At 61.4% G+C, this 25,937-nt stretch carries 22 protein-coding genes and 1 tRNA gene; 10 read left to right on the top strand and 13 right to left on the bottom strand.

Annotation, left to right across the window (positions count from 1 at the left end):
* Window positions 1-92: 92 nt before the first annotated feature.
* From F4827_RS04130 to def, 3 genes are read right to left on the bottom strand one after another with little or no spacing between them, the layout of a single operon-like run.
* Window positions 93-734 carry a LysE family translocator gene (locus tag F4827_RS04130; protein WP_183721919.1) on the bottom strand — a complete coding sequence of 214 codons (642 nt, stop codon included), beginning with the start codon at window positions 732-734 and terminating at the stop codon, window positions 93-95.
* 11 nt (window positions 735-745) lie between these two features.
* Window positions 746-1,744, bottom strand: coding sequence for a methionyl-tRNA formyltransferase (gene fmt / locus F4827_RS04125; protein WP_183721916.1), 999 nt, complete (start codon window positions 1,742-1,744; stop codon window positions 746-748).
* A 48-nt stretch (window positions 1,745-1,792) separates the two neighbouring features.
* Window positions 1,793-2,296 (bottom strand): peptide deformylase, encoded by a 504-nt coding sequence (gene def, locus F4827_RS04120; protein WP_183721913.1) that lies wholly within the window; start codon window positions 2,294-2,296, stop codon window positions 1,793-1,795.
* Between the two features lie 336 nt (window positions 2,297-2,632).
* On the opposite strand from def, the gene dprA reads away from it, so the two are divergent.
* The 3 genes from dprA (at window position 2,633) to F4827_RS04105 (ending at window position 7,263) form a co-directional block, all read left to right on the top strand.
* Window positions 2,633-3,835: a DNA-processing protein DprA gene (gene dprA, locus F4827_RS04115; protein WP_183721910.1), complete on the top strand. Its 1,203-nt coding sequence runs from the start codon at window positions 2,633-2,635 to the stop codon at window positions 3,833-3,835.
* Between the two features lie 113 nt (window positions 3,836-3,948).
* Window positions 3,949-4,326 carry a thioredoxin family protein gene (locus F4827_RS04110; protein WP_183721907.1) on the top strand — a complete coding sequence of 126 codons (378 nt, stop codon included), beginning with the start codon at window positions 3,949-3,951 and terminating at the stop codon, window positions 4,324-4,326.
* Window positions 4,327-4,596: 270 nt separating this feature from the next.
* Window positions 4,597-7,263 carry a DNA topoisomerase III gene (locus F4827_RS04105; RefSeq protein ID WP_183721904.1) on the top strand — a complete coding sequence of 889 codons (2,667 nt, stop codon included), beginning with the start codon at window positions 4,597-4,599 and terminating at the stop codon, window positions 7,261-7,263.
* 119 nt (window positions 7,264-7,382) lie between these two features.
* Here F4827_RS04105 and F4827_RS04100 read toward each other — a convergent pair whose 3' ends face one another.
* Together F4827_RS04100 and F4827_RS04095 are read right to left on the bottom strand one after the other, a co-directional pair.
* Window positions 7,383-8,504 carry a LysR family transcriptional regulator gene (locus F4827_RS04100; protein ID WP_183721901.1) on the bottom strand — a complete coding sequence of 374 codons (1,122 nt, stop codon included), beginning with the start codon at window positions 8,502-8,504 and terminating at the stop codon, window positions 7,383-7,385.
* A gap of 355 nt (window positions 8,505-8,859) precedes the next feature.
* A complete protein-coding gene (locus F4827_RS04095; RefSeq protein WP_183721898.1) occupies window positions 8,860-10,710 on the bottom strand; it encodes a phosphoenolpyruvate carboxykinase (GTP) in 1,851 nt (616 codons plus the stop codon).
* A 495-nt stretch (window positions 10,711-11,205) separates the two neighbouring features.
* Between F4827_RS04095 and F4827_RS04090 the strand changes: the two genes are divergently transcribed.
* The gene (locus tag F4827_RS04090; protein WP_183721895.1) at window positions 11,206-12,219 is read left to right on the top strand and encodes a D-2-hydroxyacid dehydrogenase family protein; all 1,014 of its coding nucleotides are present in this window, start codon (window positions 11,206-11,208) and stop codon (window positions 12,217-12,219) included.
* 72 nt (window positions 12,220-12,291) lie between these two features.
* Here F4827_RS04090 and F4827_RS04085 read toward each other — a convergent pair whose 3' ends face one another.
* Both F4827_RS04085 and F4827_RS04080 read right to left on the bottom strand, forming a co-directional pair.
* Window positions 12,292-13,173, bottom strand: a complete 882-nt coding sequence (locus tag F4827_RS04085) for a patatin-like phospholipase family protein (protein ID WP_183721893.1) — start codon at window positions 13,171-13,173, stop codon at window positions 12,292-12,294.
* Between the two features lie 35 nt (window positions 13,174-13,208).
* Entirely contained in the window at window positions 13,209-13,613 is a 405-nt protein-coding gene (locus F4827_RS04080) for a PaaI family thioesterase (RefSeq protein WP_183721891.1), read from the bottom strand.
* Between the two features lie 281 nt (window positions 13,614-13,894).
* On the opposite strand from F4827_RS04080, the gene F4827_RS04075 reads away from it, so the two are divergent.
* A tRNA-Lys gene (locus F4827_RS04075) sits at window positions 13,895-13,970 on the top strand.
* A gap of 635 nt (window positions 13,971-14,605) precedes the next feature.
* On the opposite strand, the gene F4827_RS04070 is transcribed toward F4827_RS04075, so the two are convergent.
* The 4 genes from F4827_RS04070 to F4827_RS04055 form a co-directional block, all read right to left on the bottom strand.
* Complete coding sequence (locus F4827_RS04070; protein WP_183721889.1) at window positions 14,606-14,893, bottom strand: PAAR domain-containing protein; 288 nt, start codon at window positions 14,891-14,893, stop codon at window positions 14,606-14,608.
* A gap of 17 nt (window positions 14,894-14,910) precedes the next feature.
* Window positions 14,911-15,831: a hypothetical protein gene (locus tag F4827_RS04065; RefSeq protein WP_183721887.1), complete on the bottom strand. Its 921-nt coding sequence runs from the start codon at window positions 15,829-15,831 to the stop codon at window positions 14,911-14,913.
* Window positions 15,832-15,848: 17 nt separating this feature from the next.
* Window positions 15,849-16,067, bottom strand: coding sequence for a hypothetical protein (locus tag F4827_RS04060; RefSeq protein ID WP_183721885.1), 219 nt, complete (start codon window positions 16,065-16,067; stop codon window positions 15,849-15,851).
* Window positions 16,068-17,074: 1,007 nt separating this feature from the next.
* The gene (locus F4827_RS04055) at window positions 17,075-17,359 is read right to left on the bottom strand and encodes a hypothetical protein (protein ID WP_183721882.1); all 285 of its coding nucleotides are present in this window, start codon (window positions 17,357-17,359) and stop codon (window positions 17,075-17,077) included.
* 263 nt (window positions 17,360-17,622) lie between these two features.
* Here F4827_RS04055 and F4827_RS04050 point away from each other — a divergent pair, with 263 nt between their 5' ends.
* Window positions 17,623-17,940: a hypothetical protein gene (locus F4827_RS04050; protein ID WP_183721879.1), complete on the top strand. Its 318-nt coding sequence runs from the start codon at window positions 17,623-17,625 to the stop codon at window positions 17,938-17,940.
* Between the two features lie 24 nt (window positions 17,941-17,964).
* Here F4827_RS04050 and F4827_RS04045 read toward each other — a convergent pair whose 3' ends face one another.
* Window positions 17,965-18,162: a hypothetical protein gene (locus tag F4827_RS04045; RefSeq protein WP_183721876.1), complete on the bottom strand. Its 198-nt coding sequence runs from the start codon at window positions 18,160-18,162 to the stop codon at window positions 17,965-17,967.
* 318 nt (window positions 18,163-18,480) lie between these two features.
* On the opposite strand from F4827_RS04045, the gene adh reads away from it, so the two are divergent.
* From adh to F4827_RS04025, 4 genes are all read left to right on the top strand, one after another.
* Window positions 18,481-20,001, top strand: a complete 1,521-nt coding sequence (gene adh, locus F4827_RS04040) for an aldehyde dehydrogenase (protein ID WP_183721873.1) — start codon at window positions 18,481-18,483, stop codon at window positions 19,999-20,001.
* Window positions 20,002-20,077: 76 nt separating this feature from the next.
* On the top strand, window positions 20,078-20,458 hold the full coding sequence (locus tag F4827_RS04035; RefSeq protein ID WP_183721870.1) for a DUF779 domain-containing protein: 381 nt from the start codon (window positions 20,078-20,080) through the stop codon (window positions 20,456-20,458).
* 103 nt (window positions 20,459-20,561) lie between these two features.
* Window positions 20,562-21,041, top strand: a complete 480-nt coding sequence (locus F4827_RS04030) for a GyrI-like domain-containing protein (protein WP_183721867.1) — start codon at window positions 20,562-20,564, stop codon at window positions 21,039-21,041.
* A 439-nt stretch (window positions 21,042-21,480) separates the two neighbouring features.
* Entirely contained in the window at window positions 21,481-23,253 is a 1,773-nt protein-coding gene (locus F4827_RS04025; protein WP_183721864.1) for an SWIM zinc finger domain-containing protein, read from the top strand.
* Between the two features lie 160 nt (window positions 23,254-23,413).
* On the opposite strand, the gene gyrB is transcribed toward F4827_RS04025, so the two are convergent.
* Window positions 23,414-25,888 (bottom strand): DNA topoisomerase (ATP-hydrolyzing) subunit B, encoded by a 2,475-nt coding sequence (gene gyrB, locus F4827_RS04020; protein WP_183721861.1) that lies wholly within the window; start codon window positions 25,886-25,888, stop codon window positions 23,414-23,416.
* Window positions 25,889-25,937: the final 49 nt, after the last annotated feature.

Genomic DNA, 25,937 nt, shown 5'->3' with positions numbered 1-25,937 from the left:
GTCGAATTGCTCGCCGCTCGGGATTTGTCCCAGCGACGGCGAGCGCATTGTAAGCGATTTGTTAGATATGGGCGGTTCGGAAAAATTCAATCTCAGCGCACCGTTGTCGCGAGACGCACGCCCAGACCCACGAATGCCGAACCAACGGTGCGGTCGAGCCACTTCTTGACGCCCGGCTTGCCCGAAAAGCGCGCGGTGACGCTGCCCGCGATCCACGCGACGAGGCTGTTCCACACCGTGCTCATCAGCACGAATACCGCGCCGAGCGCCAGAAACGCCAGAATCTTGTGCGCACTCGTCACGGCGACGAACTGCGGGAAGAACGACACGAAGAACAGCACCACCTTGGGGTTCAGCACATTGGTCCAGAAGCCCGAGAGGAACAACTGGCGCAGCGGGCGCGGCTGGACGGCAGCCGCGGGCCTCGCTGCTTCGTCGGAGGGCGTCTGTTTCGCGAAGATCAGCCGTACGCCCAGATAGACGAGATAGCACGCACCCACCAGCTTGATGACGGTGAACGCGGTGGCCGAGGCAGCCAGCAGCGCGGTCAGCCCGAACGCGCAGGCCAGCGCATGCACGCAGCAGCCCGCCGAGATGCCGAGCGCCGATACCAGCCCGGCGCTGCGGCCTTGCGCGACGCTGCGGCCCACGATGTAAGCCGTATCCGGGCCCGGCGTGACGTTCAGAAGAAGGACGGCGACGAGAAAGAAGCCGAACTGGGTGATGCCGAGCATGACGTTCTCTCTTAAGCCGCGGGGGAATCGTTAAGCGCGAAGCGCTGACCGGCAGCAAGCGGCATCCCGGCGAGGAACTCGCGCGCGGGCAGGCGCTTGCCGCCCGGCTTTTGCAGCTGCGTGAAGCGCAGCGCGCCCTCGCCGCAGGCCACTACCACCCCGGCAGCCGAGACATCGAGAATCTGGCCCGGCTCGCTGCTCGCGGGCACGTTCACGTCCTGCGCGACTTCAGCGGCCCACAGCTTGATAAGCGCGCCGTCCAGCGTGGCCGCGCCGCCCGGGAACGGGTCGAAGGCGCGAACCTGGCGCGCCAGCGCCTGAGCCGGGCGACGGAAATCGAGCGCGGCTTCCTGCTTGCCGATCTTTTCCGCGTACGTGACGCCTTCGGAAGGCTGCGGCGTGATCGGCAACTGGCCCGTGCGTTCAAGCTGCGTCAGCCAGTCCACCACCAGCTGCGCGCCCAGCTTCGCGAGGCGGTCGTGCAGCGTCGCGGTCGTGTCGGTGGGCGTGATGGGCGTGCGCACTTCCGAGATCATCGGGCCGGTGTCGAGACCCGCGTCCATCTGCATGAGCGTGATGCCGGTTTCCACGTCGCCCGCTTCGATCGCGCGGTGAATCGGCGCAGCGCCGCGCCAGCGCGGCAGGATCGACGCGTGGATGTTGATGCAGCCCGACGGCGCGATGTCGAGCACTTCCTGCGGCAGGATCAGCCCGTAAGCGGCGACCACCATCACATCGTGCGGCGTGGCGTTCAGCAGGTCGAGCGCGGCGGCGGCCTCTTCGGGGTATTTGCCCGCGCGGCGCAGCGACGTGGGCTGCGCGACGGGAATGCCATGCTCTTCGGCGTAGCGTTTGACGGGGCTCGCCTGGAGCTTCATCCCGCGCCCGGCTGGACGGTCGGGCTGGGTCAGCACGAGCGGCACGGGAAAGCCCGCCTCGTGGATCGCGGCAAGCGCGGCGGCGGCGAATTCCGGCGTACCGGCAAAAATCACGCGAAGGGAATGGCTCATGGGCACCGGCAAATCAGAACGAACAAGGAAAAGGCGTGGCGCGCGAACTTACATCGCACGTTCGAGCTTCTTCATCTTGCTCTTGATGCGCGTCTGCTTCAGCGACGACAGATATTCGACGAACACCTTGCCCATCAGGTGATCCATTTCGTGCTGGATGCACACGGCGAGCAGCCCTTCGCAATCGATTTCGAAGCTTTCGCCCTTCTCATTGAGCGCGCGCACGCGCACTTTTTCCGCGCGCTCGACTTCGTCGTAGATGCCGGGGACCGAGAGGCAACCCTCTTCGTGGATCTCGCGCTCGTCGCTCGACCAGACGATTTCCGGGTTGATGAAGACCTGGAGTTCGTCGTGCGCATCGGAGACGTCGATCACCACGACGCGCTCATGCACGTCGACCTGGGTGGCCGCGAGGCCGACGCCGGGGGCCGCGTACATGGTCTCGGCCATGTCGGCGACGAGCTTGCGGATGCGGTCGTTGACGACCTCGACCGGCTTGGCGACCTTGTGCAGGCGCTTGTCCGGGTAATGAAGAATGTTCAGTAGAGCCATGTTCGACAGGTTTCTCGTTGGACGCCGCAGGGCGCGCGCCAGGGCGGTGTTGCGCTGGCCGTTCGGCCAACTGGTGAGCCCCATGCGGAAAACAGAAGATATGCGGACGATATACGGACGGATCGACCGGAATCAACGCACCGCGGGCCACTTTGTGCACCCCTCGCGCACCCCTTGCGCTCATTCGGCAGCAGGGCGAAAACGGCGCCACGCGGCCGTCCGGCGCCATGCAGGAAGCCCGCCATGACGATGCGTCACGGCGTCGCAAATGTATTTCGGATAGTGAAAATTTTAACACGACGGGCCAGGCTTCGCCCGCAGACCAGAGTTCCGCCGATGCTTGCTTCGATCCGTGCCCCATTACCGCTCACTACCGACGAACTCAGCGCCTGGCTGCGCCTCGCTCACGCACGCGGCCTGAAGCCCGCCGCGCTGCGGGCGCTGCTTGGCGCGTTCGGCTTGCCGCAGCGCGTGCTCGCGCAGCCCTTCGACGCGCTTGCTGCGGTTGCGGGCGCGCAAGCGGCGCGCGCCGCACTCGCGCCACCGGCCACAGGGTTCGCGCAGCAGTGCGCCGCCGTGCAGGCCTGGCGCGAATTGCCGGGCAACGCCCTCGTGACGCTTGCCGACCCCGCCTATCCGCCGCGCCTTCTGACCATGCCCGACCCGCCACCGCTGCTCTACGTGAAGGGCCGGCTCGACCTGCTGCACGCGCGCAGCGTGGCCGTGGTCGGCAGCCGCAGCGCGACGCCGCAGGCGCTGGAAGACGCCCGGCGCTTCGCGCGCACGCTTGCGGCGGCTGGCCTGAACGTGGTGTCAGGCCTCGCGCTCGGTGTCGATGGCGCGGCGCATGAAGGCGCGCTGGGCGAGCCCGGCGGCACCGTCGCGGTGATCGGCACCGGCGCGGATCTCGTCTATCCGGCCGTGCACCGCCCGCTCGCCTTGCAGATCGCGGCGCACGGCGCGATCGTCACCGAATGGCCGCTCGGCACGCCCGCGCGCTCCGCCAATTTCCCGCAGCGCAATCGCGTGATCTCGGCGCTCGTGGAAGGCGTGATCGTGGTGGAAGCCGCGATGCGCTCGGGTTCGCTCATCACCGCGCGACTTGCCAACGAAATGGGCCGCGACGTGTTTGCGCTGCCCGGATCGATTCACGCGCCGCTCTCGCGCGGCTGTCATCGGTTGATCAAGGAAGGCGCGCAACTGGTTGAAACGCCCGAAGAAGTGCTTGAAGCGCTGGGGATAGTCCAAACCGTCGAATCCGCGCGCCGCATCGGTTCTTCTGCGCGCAGACGCAGCACCGCGGATGAACAGACGCTGCCGCTGGACCCCGATTCACGGTCGTCAACAGTCGCCCAGCCGCTCGAACCGCGATCCGAAGCACTGCTCGCCGCGCTGGGCCACGCGCCCGCCACGCTTGAAATTCTCGCTCAGCGCACCGACATGACCGAAGCCGTGTTGCAGGCCACCCTGCTGCGGCTGGAACTGGCCGGCCATGTGAGCGCGCTGCCGGGCGGGCGCTTCATGCGGGCGTCCCGCTAAGGCCCGCTCCTGCCGCCTCACGCCCCACCGCGAGCGCGCCGCCGTGTTACATTCGCGCCGAATGCAGCATCGATTTCACCCGCTCTATATAGAAGAGACCGCAAGGAACCACCATGCCCGCGCTTGACCTCGACACCGACGCCGACCAGATCGCCGAGCGCGTCAGCGACCGCGACACCCTGTTCGTCGCGTGCCTGTGCGCGCAGTGGTGCGGCACCTGTCGCGACTATCGGGCCACCTTCGACCGGATCGCCGAAGCGCATCCGGACATCTGCTTCGCCTATATCGATATCGAGACGCACGCCGACCGTTTCGACGACCTCGACGTGGAGAATTTCCCCACGATCCTGATCGAAGACAGCCACGCCACGCGCTTTTTCGGCACCGTGCTGCCGCACGGTGCTGTGGTCGAACGCATGCTCGCGGACCTGACCGCCCTGCCAGGCGTGGCCGATGCGCCGAAGCTGCGGCCCGCGCTGCTGGACGCGTAGCGCGGCAACTCTGGCCGACGGCTCCAGCCCTTGCCCTGCGGCGCGCAGCGCCATGATCGCTGGCGCTTCGCCCAAGCGTGACGACGGTACGAGCGCCGACGCCAAAACCGGTCTGTTCGCAGCCATACCGATGACAAGAAAATCGCCGTCCGCGCGCCATGTGCTATAAAGCGGTCGTTAACGAGGCGCCAACGGCGCGCCGGCCACGCGGCCAATCCAGACGGCATAACCGCGGGGCGCCCACCCGGATACACCCACACAAAACCAGTCATGTCCAAAGCTCTGATCATCGCCGAGAAGCCATCCGTCGCGAACGACATCGCGCGCGCTCTGGGCGGATTTACCAAGCATGACGAGTACTACGAAAGCGACGACTACGTGCTGTCGTCGGCGGTCGGCCACCTGCTTGAGATCGCCGCACCCGACGAGTACGAAGTCAAGCGAGGCAAATGGAGCTTCGCGAATCTGCCCGTCATTCCACCCCATTTCGACCTGAATCCGATCGCCAAAAGCGAGTCGCGGCTCAAGGTGCTCACCAAGCTGCTCAAGCGCAAGGACGTCACCACGCTGATCAACGCCTGTGACGCGGGGCGCGAAGGCGAGCTGATTTTCCGCCTGATCGCGCAGCACGCGAAGGCCAAGCAACCGGTGCAGCGCCTGTGGCTGCAATCGATGACGCCGCAGTCGATCCGCGACGGTTTCGCGAACCTGCGCAGCGACCAGGACATGCAGCCGCTCGCCGACGCCGCCCGCTGCCGCTCGGAAGCCGACTGGCTCGTGGGCATCAACGGCACGCGCGCGATGACCGCCTTCAACAGCAAGGGCGGCGGCTTCTTCCTGACCACGGTTGGCCGCGTTCAGACGCCAACTTTATCGATCGTCGTCGAACGCGAGGAGAAAATCCGCCGATTCGTGCCGCGCGACTATTGGGAAGTGCGCGCCGAATTCGTCTGCGCGAGCGGCTTCTACGAAGGCCGCTGGTACGACCCGAAATTCAAGAAGGACGAGCACGATCCGGAAAAGCGCGATTCGCGTCTCTGGAGCCTGCCGGCTGCCGAAACCATCGTGGCCGCCTGTCATGGCCGCGAAGGCACCGTCACCGAGGAATCGAAGCCGTCCACGCAGCTCTCGCCCGCGCTCTTCGATCTGACGAGCCTGCAGCGCGAAGCCAATGGCCGCTTCGGTTTCTCGGCGAAAAACACCCTGGGCCTCGCCCAGGCGCTGTACGAAAAGCACAAGGTGCTCACCTATCCGCGTACCGATTCGCGCGCGCTGCCCGAGGATTACCTCAGCACCGTGAAAGAGACGATGGAGATGCTCAAGGAGAGCAACAACTACCTGCCGTTCGCCAAGCAGGCGCTCGACAAGGGTTGGGTGAAGCCGAACAAGCGCATCTTCGACAACTCGAAGATCAGCGATCACTTTGCAATCATCCCCACGTTGCAGGCGCCGAAGAATCTCTCGGAGCCGGAGCAGAAGCTGTACGACCTGGTCGTGAAGCGCTTCCTCGCCGTGTTCTTCCCGGCGGCGGAATTCCGCGTGACCACGCGTATCACCGAAGTCTCGGGCCATCACTTCAAGACCGAGGGCAAGGTGCTGGTCGAGCCCGGCTGGCTGCAGATCTATGGCCGCGACGCGGCTGGCGACGACGCCAACCTCGTGCCGGTCAAGAAGGACGAGAAGGTCAAGACCGACAAGATCGCCGCGCACCAGCTCGTGACCAAGCCGCCCGCACGCTACAACGAAGCGACGCTGCTTTCGGCGATGGAAGGCGCGGGCAAGCTCGTCGACGACGAAGAACTGCGCGAGGCAATGGCGGCCAAGGGTCTGGGCACGCCGGCCACGCGCGCGGCCATCATCGAAGGTCTGCTGGGCGAAAAGTATCTGGTGCGCGAAGGCCGCGAACTGATTCCCACCGCCAAGGCGTTCCAGCTGATGACGCTGCTGCGCGGTCTGGGGGTGGAAGAACTCACTGCGCCGGAACTGACCGGCGAATGGGAATACAAGCTTTCGCAGATGGAGCGCGGCCGCCTGGCGCGCGATGCGTTCATGCAGGAAATCGCCCGCATGACGCAGACCATCGTGAAGCGCGCGAAGGAATACGATTCCGACACCATCCCCGGCGACTATGCGACGCTGCAAACGCCGTGTCCGCATTGCGGCGGGCAGGTGAAGGAAAACTATCGCCGCTTTGCGTGCACGAAGTGCGAGTTCTCGATTTCGAAGATTCCGGGCGGCCGCCAGTTCGAAATCCCCGAAGTGGAAGAACTGCTGCAGAACAAGACGATCGGGCCGCTGTCGGGTTTCCGCAGCAAGATGGGCCGGCCGTTCTCGGCGATTCTCAAGCTCACGCTCGACGACGAGATCAAGAACTACAAGCTCGAATTCGACTTCGGCCAGGATTCGGGCACCGAAGACGGCGAAGCGCCGGACTTCTCGCAGCAAGAAGCCGTGGGCGCCTGCCCGAAGTGCAAGGGCCGCGTGTTCGAGCACGGCATGAGCTATGTGTGCGAAAACTCGGTGGCGAATCCCAAGACCTGCGACTTCCGCTCGGGCAAGGTGATTCTCCAGCAGGAAATCGCCCGCGAGCAGATGGCGAAGCTGCTGACCGAAGGCCGCACGGACCTGCTGACGAACTTCAAGTCGTCGCGCACGGGCCGCAACTTCAAGGCCTTCCTCGTCAAGCAGCCGGACGGCAAGATCGGCTTCGAGTTCGAGAAGAAGGAACCGAGCGCGAAGACGGCAGCCAAAACCGCGGCGAAGAAGTCCGCCGCAGGCGCAGATGCGGGTGAAGCTGCGAACGATGCGGCTAACGATGAAGCGCAAGCGCCGGCCAGGCCGGCGCGCAAGACGGCCGCGAAGACTGCGGCAGCAAAGGCCGCTCCGGCGCGCAAAACCGCCGCTCGCAAGACGGCGGCGCGCAAGACGGGTTCGTGATCGGCGTCTGACGTTTTGCTGGTGCCGCGGCGCTTCATGCGCCGCGTGCGCCAGCCCCAAACAAAAGGCGCAGCTTCTTTCGAAGCTGCGCCTTTTTTATCGTCGGCGGAATCCGTGCTTTACAGCGGCGAAATCGCCGAAGTGCGCGTGCGGCCGGTCGAAGCGCGGGCCGCCTTGGGCGCGCGATCGGCTTCCACGCTGCGGCTGGAGTCGAGCAACTCGGAGATCGGCTCCGCGCCGTCGAACGCCTCCGGCACGACCGGATGCGCCGCACCATTGTGCGCCGCTGCGACGGCGTCGGCCGGACGCGCCAGACCGTCCCTGACCCACTGCTCGCCAAGCTGGCTGTTCGGCGTCTGGCTGAAGTGCTCGACGAGGTGGTCGATGAAGGTGCGCACCTTGGCCGGCAAATGGCGGCGGCTCGGGTACGCGACGTTGATCTCGACCTGCGGCAGACGGTAGTCGCCCAGCAGCCGCACCAGACGGCCACGCGTCATATCGCGCCCGATCAGGTAGCTCGGCAGGATCGCGATGCCCATGCCGAGCAGCGCGAACTGGCGCAGCATTTCCGTGTTGTTGGCCACGATCACGTTGCTCGGGCGCACCCGCACTTCGCCTTCCGGCCCGGTGAAGACGCGCTCGTCGCCCCAGTATTCCGAAGGCAGCGACAGTGACGGATGCTCCATCAGATGCTCGGGACGCATGGGCGTGCCGTGCTTTTCCAGATAGGCGGGCGTCGCGCACACGGTCATGCAGCCCGTCGTCAGGCGGCGCGTGACGATGCTGGCGCTGCGCATCTGGCGCGCCGTCACCACGCCCAGATCGAAGCCTTCTTCGACCAGATCGACCTGTCGATCGACCAGCGTGACGTCGGGAATCACCTGCGGGTAGCGCTGCGTGTAGGTCTGCAGCACGGGCGCGAGATTGTGCAAGCCGAACACCACCGGCGCCACGATGCGCAGCGTGCCCACGGGCTCGTGGTTGCGCGCCACCACCATCTGCTCGACGTCCTCAAGCTCATCGAGGATCTGGCGGGCGCGTTCGAGATAAACCTGACCGGATTCGGTGAGGGAAAGGCTGCGGGTCGTGCGATTGAGCAAACGCGTGCCAAGCCGGCCTTCAAGGTCGGCGACGTGACGCGTTGCAACCGCATTGGATATATCCATCGCCGAAGCGGCCCGGGCGAAACTGCCGAGGTCCGCCACTTTGACGAATACTCGCATCGACTGCAAATGATCCATGAGACAACTCCTGCGTGTTACTGTCCGCCGAAAACCGACAGAGGAAACCGGGAATTCTCCTACGACATCGGAATTCGTGCAGAAGTTGCCTCCACTAGCGTGAATTTCTTCAGAATTTTCGCTACTGTCGCCGAATATGGCAGGATTGACAGCTTACTGTTCCAGGTAAAGAAACAATATTGCGCGATGCAGCGAAACCCGCTACTTTGCGGCGAACAGAAACCTCGGGTTTTCCCCAGGATATTTTTGCGGATGCTTTGGCCCTTTAAATGAAAAGGCCGCTCGAAGGCGGCCCTTTTTTAAATTGCGCTCAAAAACGCGGACTACATAGTTAGTGAGCGCTCACATTTACACATCAAAAACGTGCTTCGAGCGCGGTGCGCGCATCGCGCAACGCTTGCGGCAAACCTTGGGCAAGCGTCTCGAACAGTTCGGTGTGCAGCGCGAGCTCCGCGCGCCAGGCTTCGGCATCGACGGAAATCACCTTCTCGAACTGCTCAGGCGTGAAATCCAACCCGCGCCAGTCGAGGTCGTCGTAGCGTGGCGAGATGCCGAAAGCATGCCCCTCCCCTTCGGCCTGACCTTCGATGCGCCGCACCATCCACTCCAGCACGCGCATGTTCTCGCCAAAGCCCGGCCACACGAACTTGCCGTCATCGCCCTTGCGGAACCAGTTCACGCAGAAAATGCGCGGCAGCGTTGCGCCCAGTTGCGTCAGGCGCTCGCCCATATTCAGCCAGTGGCCGAAGTAATCGGCCATGTTGTAGCCGCAGAACGGCAACATCGCGAACGGATCGCGGCGTACCACGCCCTGCTGCCCCGCTGCGGCGGCCGTGGTTTCCGAACCCATCGTGGCGGCCATGTAAACGCCGTCGGTCCAGTCGCGCGCCTCGGTTACGAGCGGCACCGTGGTCGAGCGGCGGCCGCCGAACAGAAACGCGTCGATCGCCACGCCCTTGGGGTTCTCCCAGTCGGCGTCGATCGACGGGCATTGCGAAGCAGGCGCCGTGAAACGCGCATTCGGATGTGCGGCCTTGCGGCCGGTTTCCTTGCCGATTTCCGGCGTCCAGTCCTTGCCCTGCCAGTCGATCAGATGCGCGGGCGGCGTGTCGGTCATGCCTTCCCACCAAACGTCGCCGTCGTCGGTCAGCGCGACATTGGTGAAGATCACGTTTTCCTTGAGCGTCGCCATGGCGTTGAAGTTGGTCTTCTCGCTCGTGCCGGGCGCGACGCCGAAGTAGCCCGCTTCCGGATTGATCGCGTAGAGGCGGCCATCCGCGCCGGGTTTGATCCAGGCGATGTCGTCGCCGATGGTGCTGATCTCCCAGCCGTTCATCGCGGACGGCGGAATCAGCATGGCGAAGTTGGTCTTGCCGCAGGCCGACGGGAACGCCGCAGCGACATGGTACTTGCGCCCTTGCGGCGACTTCACGCCCAGAATCAGCATGTGTTCGGCGAGCCAGCCTTCGGCACGGCCCATGGTCGAGGCGATGCGCAGCGCGAAACACTTCTTGCCGAGCAGCGCATTGCCGCCGTAACCCGAGCCGTAGCTCCAGATCTCGCGCGTTTCCGGGAAGTGGACGATGTACTTGGTCTTGTTGCACGGCCACGGCACGTCCTGCTCGCCGGCCGCCAGCGGCGCGCCCACGCTGTGCACGCACGGCACGTACTCGCCGTCCTCGCCCAGCACGTCGTACACCTCGCGGCCCATACGCGTCATGATGCGCATGTTGACGGCCACGTACGGGCTATCGGAAAGCTCCACGCCGATGTGCGCGATCGGCGAACCGAGCGGGCCCATCGAGAACGGCACGACGTACATCGTGCGCCCGCGCATCGAGCCTGCGAACAGGCCGTCGAGTGTCGTGCGCATTTCGGCGGGCGCCATCCAGTTGTTGGTCGGCCCCGCATCTTCCTTCTTCTGCGAGCATATGAAGGTGCGATCCTCGACGCGCGCCACATCCGAAGGATCGGAGCAGGCAAGATAGGAATTCGGGCGTTTCTGCGGATTCAGACGACGCATCGTGCCGGCATCGACCATCTGCTGGCAAAGACGGTCGTATTCCTCCTGCGAGCCGTCGCACCAGACGATGCGTTCGGGTTGGGTGTGCGCGGCAACGCTTTGCACCCACTCCACCAGTTTTCGGTGGCGAACCCAGTCCGGCGCTTGCGCGGCGGCCTGAGCGGGGAAATCGGGATGGTTCATCGAAGTGTCTCCAACTGGGCTGATAAAAAATCGTTTCAGGCCCTTTTCGACGCTGCTGGCGAGAGGCGCAACCGGCGCGTAACGGGTGTTCCGCTCAATTTCGGACACCTGGTTCGCGCGGATGGGCAGGTCGTCAAGGCCTTATCAGCGAGGGTTCGCAACCGTCTGTAAAGCGGCTTGCATCGCGGCCCTTCAAGCTGATAAAAGGGAAAAATTCTCGTTCAAATTGTTGTTAGCCGTATTGAGCGCCGTCGCACGGATCGCAAATTGGATGCCTGTTTATTGCCAGTTTTGCCAGTTTTTCGTGTTCCGTTCGGGGCAATGAAGGTTTCCCTATATTCATACCAGCCTTCCCGACGCTGCATAGTGGGATAACCACCAGATGAAGACTGTGTTGCACCGCGTTTTGCCGGCTGTTGCCGGATCTTGCCGGCGCGCGATGTGCACCGCCACCCAGGCGCCTTACCGAATTGCACCACCCTCTACTTCGCTGCCATGAAAATTGCCATCCTTGACGACTACCAGGACGCCGTCCGCAAGCTCGACTGCTTTGAACTGCTCGCCGATCACGAGGTCAAGGTCTTCAACAACACGGTGCGCGGCCTCGGCCAGCTCGCCAGCCGCCTCTCGGAAGTCGAAGCGCTCGTCCTGATCCGCGAACGCACGCGCATCTCCTCGCAACTGCTCGACAAACTCCCGCATCTGCGCATGATCAGCCAGACCGGCAAAGCCGGTCCGCATATCGATATGGAAGCGTGTTCGGAGCGCGGCATTGCCGTGCTCGAAGGCACCGGCTCGCCCGTCGCGCCCGCCGAACTCACATGGGCGCTCATCATGGCGGCGCAGCGGCGCATTCCGCAGTACGTCGCCAACCTCAAGCAAGGCGCGTGGCAACAGTCGGGGCTGAAGACCTCGGCGATGCCGCCCAACTTCGGTCTGGGTCAGGTGCTGCGCGGCCAGACGCTCGGCATCTGGGGCTACGGCAAGATCGGTCGCCTGGTGGCTGGCTACGGCAAGGCGTTTGGCATGCGCGTGATCATCTGGGGCCGCGAGCACTCGCTCGAAGCGGCGCGCGCGGACGGCTATGAAGCCGCCGCCAGCCGCGAAGCGCTGTTTGAGGAAAGCGACATCCTCTCGCTGCATCTGCGTCTGCACGACGACACACGCGGCATCGTCAAGCAGGATGACCTGCTGCGGATGAAGCCCACTTCGCTGCTGGTGAATACAAGCCGTGCGGAACTGCTGGAAGAAAACGCGCTGCTTGGCGCGCTCTCGCACAACCGGCCGGGCATGGTGGCGATCGACGTGTTCGAGAGCGAGCCGATCCTGCAGGGCTACAGCCTGCTGCGCATGGAGAACGTGATCTGCACGCCGCACATCGGCTATGTGGAACGTGAAAGCTACGAGCTGTACTTTGGCGCGGCGTTCCGCAATATCCTGGCGTTCGACGCGGGCGATCTTTCCCACGTCGCGAATCCGGATGCGCTGCAAGGCGGTCGTCGCAAGTAAGCGTCCTCGCGCGCAACCGAAAAGGCGGCCAGTGGTGAACTGGGCCGCCTTTTTTCATTTCGCGATGCCGCCTTATGCGTGCGCCGCAGCTTCGAGCACGTCGGGCAGCCGCTCAAGAAAGCGTTGACCGTCCTCATAGCCGAGGTTATAGGCGTGCTGCATCTGCTGCGGGCTGGTGTAGTCCCAACTCGAAATCGGCACCTTCGCCGATGGCTGGATATAGAGGCGCTGCTGCTCGCCGCCCGCCTGCGTGCGGTGCTTGACCACGAAGGTCTGCGGGCGCGGATACAGACGCGTGACCATCACGAGCACACGGCCCGGCGTATCGTCGAGCGCGCCCACCGGAACGTTGTCGACCATGCCGCCATCGAGCACCGGGCGACCATTGCGGCGCAAAACCGGCGTGAAAGGCGGCGTGCACGACGACTGCAGCACGAGATCGGCGAGATCCTCGACGCGCTCGCAGGCCTGCGCCGTCACGAACTCGGGATGGAAGCCGAGCTTCTGGCCGAGCGTCGGATGCAGCGTCTTGCGGATGTGCTTCTCGATGTTGTACGCGATCAGGCCCGCCGCCACGGCGCTGCGCGCGCCCAGCCAGCGCGGCACATGCGACACGCCGATGCGGATTTCGGGCGCGTCCTGCAGCTTGCCGAATTGCGGCCCGTAAATGTCGAGCAGCGCCTGCCGGTAGATGCGGTAGTGCGGAAACACTGACTCGCTGCGCAGCAGATTGCCCCAGTACGCGTTGCGCCTGTTGTGCTTGAGCGCTTCCTCGTAATAGCGCATGACCCACTGCGAATCGCGCGTATAGATCATGCAGGCCGTGGCGGCCCCCGCCGAAATACCCGTAATCACGCGCGGACGGATCTGCAACTGCGGCTGCACCACGTCCCAGAATCCCGCCTGCCACCAGCAGCGATTGCCGCCGCCCGCAAACACCACCTGATCGAACATGTCCTTCGTCTCTTCCGGATACCGAAGGGCATAGCTTAGTCGAGCAGCGCGTAAGTCGAGGTGGCGTGAACCGCCATCCGGCCCTCTTCGTCGTAGAGTTCTATTTCGCCGAACACCAGATTGCGGCCCATTCGCAGCACGCGTGCCGTGACGGTCACATCGCCATTGCGCACCGCGCGCATGAAGCTGGTGTTGAGCGCGACGGTGGTCATCGGCTTGAATTCGCCGAGCGCCGCGCTGATGGCGACGATCATCGCCGTATCGGCGGCCGCCATGAAGACCTGGCCGCAGATCACGCCGCCCGCGTGGCGCAGCTCGCCAGAAAACGGCAGACGCAGCGTGGCGCTTTCCTCCGTGACCGCGACCGGCCTTAACCCGAGCGCCTTCACCCACGGCGCCAGCACGCGCTCAAGCAGCGCGTCGATTGCCTTTTCGTCCATTGCCTGGTGCCTTTCCTTGCCTGTCTCGTATCTTGTTGGGATGGTGTGCCACGCGGCTGGCTGAGCGCACCAGGCGGCGTGGCCACATCATACCGGCAGGAATTGCCGATGGATGTCTGGAGCAGGGAAAGCGCCTACGCCGCTCAAAGCTATGAGGGCGAGACGGCGGGTTTTGGCGGACGCCCGACAGGGCCCGGAAAGCCCGACCGAAGTTTTTTTAGGAAATTTGCGAAAAGGACTTGCCAAGTCTCAAAACGACAGGCATAATCTTTCTTCTGTTGGGGGCGTTAGCTCAGTTGGTAGAGCAGCGGACTCTTAATCCGTAGGTCGAGTGTTCGAGTCACTCACGCCCCACCAGCTAATTCATGTGAAAAGCCCGGTCTTCTGACCGGGCTTTTTGCTTTGGCCGGTCCATTTGCGCTCCACTCAGGCCTTCTAAAGCTCGAACCGAGCTACGAGGAGAGACATCACCCCTCTCCGGGAAATGGCTGAAATCGGATTGACGGCATGACTCACATCATCCCACCGCCAAAGCGTCAGCGACTCCGAGACGTGATAGTCGTAGACCGAACAATGGTAGCCGTTGGCGCACGTCCCGATCATGTACGCGCCCGGAAGCTGCTGGGTGGCAAAAATAGAAAAAAATGCGCCGCCTTGCCAAGGGCGTTCGCTCCATCGATCCAGGTAATCGTGCAGCGTCGCGCTAATCCAGACGACGTTGTCCGCGTCTTCCCCGCCACTTTTCTGCTGGATGATGTGCTGCTACTCGTAGGGGCGATCCGGCTGGTTGTGAATGACTAGACGGGACGCCTTAGCTCACAGAAATTACTGTCCCCGTCACTTGAAAACGCATTCGCCGTACCGCTGCCCCCAAAACCAACCAGCGACGCCATCCTTCCCCCTCGACCGAACTTTCCATCTGGCTATCGGTGAGTAGGCGGCGATGGTGCATTACGAGTCGGGCCACCAACGCCCGGCTACCACTTGTAACATCAGTCTTCAGCTGGAGCGGGCCGGGCGATCAGAATCGCCCCACAGGTCGTTTTGTGGCCCTCTATCGCCATAAGTTGCCCGAAATCCTCGCAGCCTTCGAGGCCTTCGGCGATCTCGAATAAATGTGGCGCACAGAGCGGACACGTCACCTGATCTCCCTTGCGGGCAATCGGGATATTAGCTGCACTCCAGGTCGAGGACGGGCTGCCCGAAATCACCCTGCCACCATGGCTGGTCGTGTCGCCCACCACAATCTGTGCCTTTCCCAGCAATTTGGCGCGTTGCATTTACCACCCTCCCTCAATCAATGGGCTGCATCAACCTTAGCCTTGGCCGAGAAGTCGGGAGATTCAAATGGCGGAGCCTGATATGAGGTATCAATAGTGAACTCATGCGGATCAAGCTTGGCTTCCGCCTTAACTCGCTCCTCTCTGACAGATAGCAACTTATCTGACAAATATTCCTTCCAATTTTTCTTTTTCTCAACGCTATCCCGCGAGAAGTAAGCCGCATAGGCGTCGGAAGCCGTACTGATTTCAACATCCATTAAATAGCTTCCCATCCCAGGATTACTCGATGCATGATAAGAAAACGTCAAACTGACAAATACCCCATCCGCATAAAAATTCCAGCGCGGCTCAATGTCAATTAGTTTTCCCCACTCTTCTAGAGTCGGAGTATATTTAGAGTCTAAGGAATAGATGCGCCCTGGTTCAGCTAACGCATATATCATGGCCTGTCTCCCCAACAACCTCGGGTCAGATGTCTCTACATATCTCTGCCAACCAGCAGCCCGAATTTTTTCGAGAAGCTCCATCGTTCTATCTCGCGCTTCCTCTAAAGATATTTCCTTCTTCGATGAAATACTGAATAAAACATCCCAGTTGTCGACGCCTCTCCCAGGAAAATTTCCGTCACCGAGAGCAGTCAGAATGGCGACATTGTTGATCTCAAAGCCGCGGGAACCGTGCACTACCTTTACGGTCCCGGAATTATCCCAATGCTTTGTGTATGAGAATACCCCTGACGGGTGATTCATCACTTCAAATCCCTGAGATTTCGCATCGTAAATCCCCTCCACCCCAGGATGAATCTTAACCAGATTTTGGTTCATTGAAATTACCCGCTCGTCAGATCCTGACGCAAACTTTTCGATAGTAAAAAATACAACCAGCGCAAAACCAACGACACAGACTACAAAAATCTTGTTTTTAATAAAATTCATGGCTTAACCATATTGGCTCAAGTCAGACCACCCATTTCGGCAATCTGATGTAGTTCACCATTCATATATTCGAACTGATCCCTCATCAGCTTGTCGAAAAGTTTTCCCGTCTTCTTGATCCACGCCATGCGTTGAACGTAGTCCTCCAGCTTCATCTCTGGAGGCCCGTCAGTCTTGGCATCGGATCGATACTGGCCATCTTTGGCGTAGTCGACCGCAGTAAAGCTCAGTTGCAACGGAGGAATCCGCCTTGCATCGCCTTCACGATGTCTTGCGCACTCATCTCAATCCTTTTTTACATTCCACACGCTTTTTCGATGACCCAATAAGGTTCCTGCACAACAGATTTTACAGACAAAATCGCTTCACTATATGGAGCACGGACTTATCTGGAAGTTTGATGCACATCTGTTACTTCGAAGATATAGGCAATTCGCAAATGCCCTGCGATCTCGATTGCATAATTGTGGCGTCGAAAAATCACAGCCCGATTTATTAGGGATTTTCTTATTTATAAGTCAGCACATCTCCCACAAACGATTTCCCTCAAACAGTAAAAATCGTGGCATATTAGACTAGATGTTTCTTGCAGTCAGCAATATGTTTCACGGCATCGGAAAGCACAGCTTAGTAGCGCCGCTCACGGCTTCGCTGTATTCTCGATGAAAAATATGCGATTTGAATTATTTGCATAACAGAATCGCTTTTTATCATGGGATCACATTCAAACTATTGCAAAGGAATTGGATACTAAGATAGTACACGTTCAATGGACGTGGAGACCGAAAAATCAATAAAGAGGCGCGCACGCCGCAAAAGTCATTTTAAGGGACGGCAATCTCAGCTCTACGAGCTATCTCAAGGCTTCGGCGAATTCACCTGTCAAAAGGTAAGGCCCCTCTCATTCAAAGTGGATTGGCCAGAAGGTTTACACTGATCTCAATCATAAATATCCAAAACACATAATTGCCGTGCTGCGGCGAGGCGGTCGTTCTCCACAAGGCACGCATCACGTCGAAAAGGGCGTGTTGATCGGGAAACCTGACGGCAGCCGGTAAACAAAGAATCGCCCCTCGATAGGGCGTGTTCGGTGTCTTCCGGGCTATATCTGGCGAGTGTTCGAGTCACTAACGCCCCACCAGCTAATTCATGTAAAAAGCCCGGTCTTTGACCGGGCTCCGGGCTTTTTGCTTTTCCGCGTTCGGTTTACTGCTTGTATCGCGCGGCTCAAACCCTGCGCGATTCACACCGCCGCGCTAGCCTGAGCCTCCCTGCGCGAGCGCACCGTCATCCGCTCCGCCTTGCTGGATTGAGGCATCCAGCGCCCGATCGCCTCGAAACCGTCGAGCTGGCGCAGCAGCGTGTCCACTGTCACCAGTTGCACATGCGTCAGATGATTCTGCTTGAGCAACGCATGAAGCCGCCGACGCCAGTATGCGGGGCCCATCACCGCCTCCTCGAAGTCGCCCACCAGCGATTGCGGCATCACACGCGCGATGTGTGCGATTTCCTGTTCAACGAATGTCATGACGAGAGCCCCCCGGCTGAATGTTCGACAGTCCTGCGAGTCCGATAAACCCTACGTGTTTCTTATCGTATGACGTAACTGTAGGACGCCGGGGAGGTATCGCCAGCCTACTCGATCAGATAGGGAGAGAAAGGCCCTGGAAAGGCCTCATGGGCACGCCCAATGCTCGGCGCGGCGCGTTTTCGGACTGCTCCGATAGGTCTTTTCTGACGGAAATCAGATGATGAACCGTCTATCGCACTCTCTATCCGAAGGCGGCAATCATGCACGCGCATCCCACCGACAAACTCGTCGCCGGCTCGATCGTTGGCGGCATTCTCACGGCATTACTGGTCGTGCTAATGGTCTGGCTCGATTTTCCGTCCGACCGCCACTACAGCGCGGCGTTCCGGCTGGCAGTGCCGGCGTTCATTTCCGCGTGCCTGCTGTTTCCGCGCCCGCTCCTGCATCGCACCTTGCTGCGCGAGAAGCGCGACCCCAACCTGCTCGACGAAGATCTGAACCTGTTGCTGCTGGGCCGCGTGCTCGGCTTGATCGGCGGCATTATTTTTGGCATTTCGCTCGCCTCCGAGATCCTCTAAGGACCACGCAGGCGCTCGCGACGATCAGAGGAACGGCTTGCCGTCGACCTGTTCGTAGACCTTGTTGCCGTCGTCGTCCTCGAAGACTTCGAGGTAATTGCGCGCGCCACACATCGGGCAACGGAACAACGGCCCCTGGCCTTCGTTCTTGATCACCACATCGCTTTGTTCCCACGGGGTGCCGCACGACTGGTTGCGGCAGATGAAGGTTTCTTCGGACATTGCAGACTCTCCTTGCAGTTACGGGTGCAAAGCCTACCGTATGCGCGCCCCGCGCGGCGTTTTTTCCTGCTGCATTCGCGTTGCGTCGCCTCGAGTTGTTCTCTTTTTGAGCACGTCCATCAAACGTTGTGCCGTGGCGATACAACGTTATCGACCGTTTTACCCTCATCGCCCTCGCCTGTTTGCCCGGATGGCCGCCCCGTCGCGCTCGCGCCCTCATTGCGGCGCACTGGCACGGTTCTGGCGTAAGCGTGCACCGGTCGCGTCGCGCACAGCACGCCCAGCCTATCCATAGAGAGCACAACGAGGAGCACATCGATGAATCACGCGGACATGCAGTTTCTGACGACCGAATTCCCCTACAAGAAGCAATACGGCAATTTCATCGGCGGCGAATGGGTGGCGCCGCTGGGCGGCGAGTATTTCGACGACATCTCGCCGATTACCGGTCACGCATTCACGTCGATCCCGCGCTCGCGCGAAGCCGACATCGAACTCGCGCTCGACGCCGCGCACAAGGCCAAGGCCGCATGGGGCAAGACCTCGCCGACCGAGCGCGCCAACCTCCTGAACCGCATCGCCGATCGCATCGAGCAAAACCTGCACAAGCTCGCCGTCGCCGAAACCATCGATAACGGCAAGCCGCTGCGCGAAACGCTGGCCGCCGACATTCCGCTGGCCGCCGATCATTTCCGCTATTTCGCGGGCTGCGTGCGCGCCCAGGAAGGCGGCATCTCGGAAATCGATCACGACACTGTCGCCTATCACTTCCATGAGCCGCTGGGCGTGGTCGGCCAGATCATTCCGTGGAACTTCCCGATCCTGATGGCCGCCTGGAAGCTCGCGCCCGCACTGGCCGCCGGCAACTGCGTGGTGCTCAAGCCCGCCGAGCAGACGCCCGCGTCGTTCCTCGTACTCGTCGAGGTGATTCAGGACCTGCTGCCGCCGGGCGTGCTCAACGTCGTGAACGGCTTTGGCCTGGAGGCCGGCAAGCCGCTCGCCTCGAACAAGCGCATCGCCAAGATCGCCTTCACGGGCGAAACCACCACGGGCCGCCTCATCATGCAGTACGCGAGCCAGAACATCATTCCGGTGACGCTGGAGCTGGGCGGCAAGAGCCCGAACATCTTCTTCGCCGATGTGCTCGATCACGACGACAGCTACTTCGACAAGGCGCTCGAAGGCTTCGCGATGTTCGCGCTCAATCAGGGCGAGGTCTGCACCTGCCCGTCGCGCGTGCTGATCGACGAGAAGATCTACGACCGCTTCATGGAACGCGCGCTCAAGCGCGTCGCCGCGATCCAGCAAGGCCATCCGCTCGACACGAAAACGATGATCGGCGCCCAGGCGTCGCAGGAACAGCTCGAAAAAATCCTCTCGTATATCGATCTGGGCAAGCAGGAAGGCGCGCAATGCCTGATCGGCGGCGAGCGCAACGCGCTGGCCGGTGAACTGGGCGACGGCTACTACGTGAAGCCGACGGTATTTCGCGGCCACAACAAGATGCGCATCTTCCAGGAAGAGATTTTCGGGCCGGTGGTCTCCGTCACGACCTTCAAGACCGAAGAGGAAGCGCTGGAAATCGCCAACGACACGCTTTACGGCCTCGGTGCGGGCGTGTGGACGCGCGATGGTACGCGTGCCTATCGCTTCGGCCGCGAGATCCAGGCGGGGCGCGTATGGACCAACTGCTATCACGCCTACCCGGCGCACGCGGCGTTTGGCGGCTACAAGCAGTCCGGCATTGGCCGCGAGAACCACAAGATGATGCTCGACCACTATCAGCAGACCAAGAACCTGCTGGTGAGCTATAGCGACAAGCCGCTCGGCTTCTTCTGATCGCCTGCGGTTTAATCGGAACGGGCGCCGCATCGCGCGGCGCCCGGCTCGTTTTATCGACAAGGAGGATCGCGACATGGTCGAACGCGTCACCGCCACACCCGCCGCGCTCGCGCTGATCGAACAGCTCGCGCGCGAGCACGGTTTCCTGCTCTTTCATCAATCGGGCGGCTGCTGCGACGGCAGCGCGCCCATGTGCTTTGCGCGCGAAGAATTCATGGTCGGCAACGCCGATGTGCAGCTCGGCGAGATCGGCGGCGTACCGTTCTATATGACCGAAGCGCAATTCGAGTACTGGCAGCACACGCAGCTCATCATCGACGCGGTGCCCGGCAACGGCGGCATGTTTTCGCTGGAGCGCCCCACGGGACTGCGCTTTCTCACGCGCTCGCGGCTCTATAGCGACGAGGAAAATGCGTGGCTGGAGGCGCATCCGGTGACGCGCGTGGCGCTGTAGGACGACGCGGCCCGGTTGAGAACGTCCGCGAAGGCGCGGTGCTATCTTGAGGCGCATTCACCCTGCGCGGTCCATCGCGGCCGCCGAATCTGGAGACGCCATCATGCAAGACCGCGAAGTGGAACTCGTCAAACTTGAGCCGATGGACCTGCTCGCCGTCAGTCACATCGGCCCATATATGAAGATCGGGGATGCGTTTTATACGCTCGCTCAGTGGCTCGCTGAGCGCAACGTGCGCACGGCGGGCTCGAAGATGGTGGGCATCTATTACGACGATCCGAACACCGTGGAAGCGTCGAAGCTGCGCTCGAAGGCCGCGCTGCATCTGGGCGAGGAAACGGATGTGGAAGTGATCTCGCCCGTCGAGAAATTCCAGCTGCGCGGCGGCGAGCACGCGAGGGTGCTGCACGTCGGGCCGTATCAGGGACTGCAGCAGGCGTGGATGTGGTTCTACAACGATGGCTTGCAGAAACTTGGGCGCAAGCCGGATTTTTCGATGCCTTCGTTCGAGGTGTATCTGAATACGCCGGATGAAGCCGCGCCCGAGGATCTCAAGACCGAACTCTACATTCCGCTGGCTTGAGAGCTGCGATCCGGGTTGACCAGGCAGGCCGCTGGAGAAGTTTTCCAGCGGTTTTTGCGTTTACGGGAATCGGCTTTAGGTTTTTAATATTTATGTATACGTAAACGTAGTAATAGTTAACAAGCCCCTGGGTAATCTGTGGATAACCGGGGAAAACCGTTGAGTAAACAAGGCTGTGGAAAATTCATAAGTCTGCGGGCGTAAACGGGAAAATCCCCGGCAGCCCGGGACAACTTTTCCACAGTTTTGGCAGCGTTAAAGTTATCCCCGATTCGTGCACAGCGATTTCCTGGGGTTATGCGCGAGTTATCCGCTTGGTGGTGTGGACAAGGCGCGGCAAGTGAAATGACGCACGCATTCCAGACCGTGTGCGCTGCGACGTATCATCGTGCCTGTACGCCGGCCGTCGCGATATTCCCCATTTTTCGCCAGTCATTTGATGCCCAGATCTGCAAAGCTCTCCGAGGTTCTCACGCTTGCCGAAGTCCAGTTGCTGACCGACACGAAGATGTTTGCGCGCGGCAAGGCTTATTTCAACGATGGCGCCGTCTCCCGCCTGGACGTGCGCGATGATCTGGTTCGCGCGACCGTGCGCGGCACGCACAGATACCGCGTCGAACTCGCCGTCGACAATGGCGGACTCGCTTACCGCTGCAACTGTCCTGTAGGCGACGATGGCGTGTTCTGCAAGCACGCGGTGGCCGTTGCGCTCTCTTGGCTCGAAAATTCCGGTGAAGAGGTGTTTCACGCCGACGAGCCGGCACCAGGGAAGCCATGCAAGAAGCGGAAGACCTACGCTGAAGTGATTCGGGAATATGTGGCGACCTTAGGCAGGGATGCGCTTGAGGAGTTGTTGATGGACGCCGTCGAACAGGATCTTGCGCTGCGCGACAAACTGCTGTTCGCTGCGCGTTCGGCCGGAGCCACCGACCTGCCCGCCATGAAGATCGCCGTCAGTCAGATGACGGGCATTTCACGCCCGCTAGACTGGCAAGAGTCTGGTGCATACGCCGACGGGCTCATGTCGCTGGCCGACATGCTGCGTCAAAGGCTTTCGGGACCGCATGCGGCGCAAGTGGTCGAACTATGCGAGCTGGCGATTGCCGGCGCAGAAAAGAGCCTCGAACAGATTGACGACTCCAATGGCGACGTGATGCCGGCGATTCTCGAACTCGCTTCTGTGCATCTCGATGCCTGCAAGATAACTGGCCCCGACCCGGTGAAGCTTGCGGAGCGGCTCTTCCGCTTCCAGACAGAAGGCAGGTGGGACACCTTCTACAACGTCCTGCCGGCGTACGCGGAACCACTGGGCAAGAGCGGGTTGCGCCGTTATCGCGAACTCGTCAACGAGGCATGGGAAGCGATGCCCATACTCGCACCGGGCAAGCAATACCGACGCTCATACGACTCGCCGCGGATGCAGCTCGAGCACGCGATGGCGGCACTCGCCGAACTCGACGGAGATGTCGACGCGCTCATTCGCATCCACTCGAAGGACCTGTCCAGCCCGTACCGGTTTCTGGTGGTCGCGGAGCTTTGTGTGAAGCACGGTCGTCCGGACGACGGGCTCGCATGGGCCGAACGCGGCATCTTGGAGTCAGGCCAAAGCCTTGACCAGCGTCTCCTCGATTTCTGCATCGACGCGTATCTGCGGCGCGGCGAATTCGACAAAGCCGCTTCGTACGCGTGGCAACGTTTCGAGATGCGTCCGACGGCTGACGCTTTTCCTGCTTTGATGGAGGTCGCCACTGTCACCGACCGCAGTGCAGAAACCCGGGAGCGTGCACTCAAACATCTCTGGGCGCTGGTTCGTGCAGAGGAAGCGACGGCTAAATCGAAGCGCCCCGTCGGGCAACGGGGGGCGCGAACCGAGCTGGTCAGGATTTTCCTTGCGAGCAACGAGAACGACGTCGCATGGGAAACGTTTACCGGCGGCCCGGTTGCCACGCAGCTATGGCCTGAAATGGCGTACGCCCGTAGCAAGACTCATCCGCACGATGCCATCGCGCTATATCACCGCTTGCTGCCAGCTGCTGTCGAGCGCGGTACGTACAACGCCCGATATGACGAGGCGTTCGAATTCGTTCAGGCTATCGGCAAGCTGCGGGCGCGGCAGGATGAACGTTCAACGTTCGCCGCTGAACTGGAGGAGATTCGGGCCGCGTATCGCGCGAAGCGTAATTTCATGAAGCGGCTCGCCAAACTGTCGTGAAGTCGACCAGTCAGCTTCTCAACGGTTGAGCAATCCGGGCGTGGCCGCCTGCGCCGCGGGCGATTCATTGAAGAGTCCAGACTTGCAATAGAAAAGGCCCATAAGCTTTCCAACTTATGGGCCTTCCATTCTCAGCTTGAGCGGCTATCTAACCTGACGCTCAAACATCAATATTCCCCGCCCTAAGCGCATTGCTCTCAATAAACGCACGACGCGGCTCCACATCATCGCCCATCAGCGTGGTGAAAATGCCATCGGCAGCAATCGCGTCTTCGATCTGCACGCGCAACAAACGACGCACAGCCGGGTCCATCGTCGTTTCCCACAGCTGTTCAGGGTTCATCTCGCCGAGACCCTTATAACGCTGCTTCGAAACGTTACGCTCAGCATCCGCAATCAGCCACTTCATCGCGCTCTTGAAGTCGCTCACGGCCATGCTGCGTTCGCCGCGCTTGATGATGGCGTTCTTGCCGATCAAACCCTTGAACGTATTGGCCGTGTTCACGAGCTGCTGATAATCGGCGGTGAGCTGGAACTCCTCGTCGATCACCGACACCTTCACGTTGCCGTGATGAGTGCGCTCCACGCGCAGCGAACGTTGCTCGCGCACCTGGTCGTACATCGGCACCACGCTCACTTCCGGCTTGAGCGGATCGTCACGCAGATGCGCTTCGAGCGCGCGCGCCGACGCTTCGGTCGATTCCTCGCTCGACAGATCGATCGCCACGCCATCCATGATCGCTTCCAGCGCACGCACGTCGTACAGACGCGAAAGACGATCCACCACGCCGCGCGCCAGCTGATACGAACGCGCCAGCTCGCCCAGCGCATCGCCGGAAATCGGCGTTGCGTTTTCGCCGGGCACAAGCTCCGATCCGTTCAGCGCGAGACGCAGCATGTGCGCGTTCAGATCGGCGTCATCCTTCAGATAGCGCTCGTCCTTGCCGGCCTTTAGCTTGTAGAGCGGCGGCTGCGCGATATACACATAACCGCGCTCGATCATCTCCGGCATCTGGCGATAGAAGAACGTGAGCAGCAGCGTGCGGATGTGCGCGCCGTCCACGTCCGCGTCGGTCATGATGATGATGCGGTGATAACGCAGCTTTTCGAGGTTGTAGTCTTCCTTGCCGATACCGCAGCCCAGTGCGGTGATCAGCGTGACGATCTGCTCGGAAGACAGCAGCTTGTCGTAGCGCGCTTTTTCGACGTTCAGCACCTTGCCGCGCAGCGGCAGGATGGCCTGGAACTTACGGTCGCGGCCTTGTTTGGCCGAGCCGCCTGCCGAGTCGCCCTCGACGATATAGACTTCCGACTTCGCCGGGTCCTTTTCCTGGCAGTCCGCGAGCTTGCCGGGCAGGCCCACGCCGTCCAGCACGCCCTTGCGTCGCGTCATTTCGCGCGCTTTACGCGCAGCGTCGCGCGCACGCGCGGCGTCGACGATCTTGCTACAGATGATCTTGGCGTCGTTCGGCGTTTCGAGCAGGAATTCTTCCAGCGCCTTCGCCACGACGTCTTCCACCGGCGCGCGCACTTCCGACGACACCAGCTTGTCCTTGGTCTGAGAGCTGAACTTCGGCTCCGGCACCTTCACGGACAGCACGCAGGACAGCCCTTCGCGCATGTCGTCGCCCGAGGTTTCCACCTTGGCCTTCTTGGCGATTTCGTTATCGGCGATGTACTTGTTGATGACGCGCGTCATCGCCGCGCGCAGGCCGGTCAAGTGCGTGCCGCCGTCGCGCTGCGGGATGTTGTTGGTGAAGCACAGCACGCTTTCGTTGTAGCTGTCGTTCCACTGCATCGCCACTTCGACGCCCACGCCGTCCTTCTCGCCCGAGATGTAGAAGATGGTCGGGTGCAGAACCGTCTTGGCCTTGTTGATGTACTCGACAAAGCCCTTCACGCCGCCCGCGAAGGCGAAATCGTCTTCCTTGCCCGAGCGCTGGTCGGTCAGGCGGATGCGCACGCCGTTGTTCAGGAACGAGAGTTCGCGGATGCGCTTGGCGAGAATGTCGTAGTGATATTCGACGCTGCCGAAGATGGTTTCGTCGGCCATGAAGTGCACTTCGGTGCCGCGATGTTCCGTGTCGCCGAGCACTTGCATCGGCGAGACCATCACGCCGTCGCGCTCTTCGAGCACGCGGTTTTGCGCCACGCCACGGTGGAATTCCATGAAGTGCTTCTTGCCGTTGCGGCGCACGGTCAGGCGCAGGAAGCTGGAGAGCGCATTCACGCACGACACGCCCACGCCGTGCAGACCGCCCGAAACCTTGTAGCTGTTCTGGTCGAACTTGCCGCCCGCGTGGAGTTCCGTCATCACGATTTCGGCGGCGCTGCGCTTCGGATCGTGCTTGTCGTCCATCTTCACGTCCGTGGGGATGCCGCGGCCGTTGTCGGTGATCGAGATGGAGTTGTCCGCGTGGATCACCACGTGGATGTCGTTACAGTAGCCGGCGAGGGCTTCGTCGATCGAGTTGTCCAGCACTTCGAAGACGAGATGGTGCAGACCGGTGCCGTCCGACGTATCGCCGATGTACATCCCGGGCCGCTTGCGCACGGCTTCCAGTCCTTCGAGGATCTGGATCGACGAGGCGCCATAGCTGCTGTTGTCGGGTTGCGAATTGTTCGTATCAGTCATGGATTTTTTCCGGTTCTGCGTACTGCCTGGGTTGCTGCTCGGGGCTTTT

It is taken from the genome of Paraburkholderia bannensis, assembly GCF_014200455.1.
Lineage (GTDB): Bacteria > Pseudomonadota > Gammaproteobacteria > Burkholderiales > Burkholderiaceae > Paraburkholderia > Paraburkholderia bannensis_A.
Note: the sequence above shows the minus strand (reverse complement) of the source record. Positions and strands in the feature narration are given on the sequence as shown.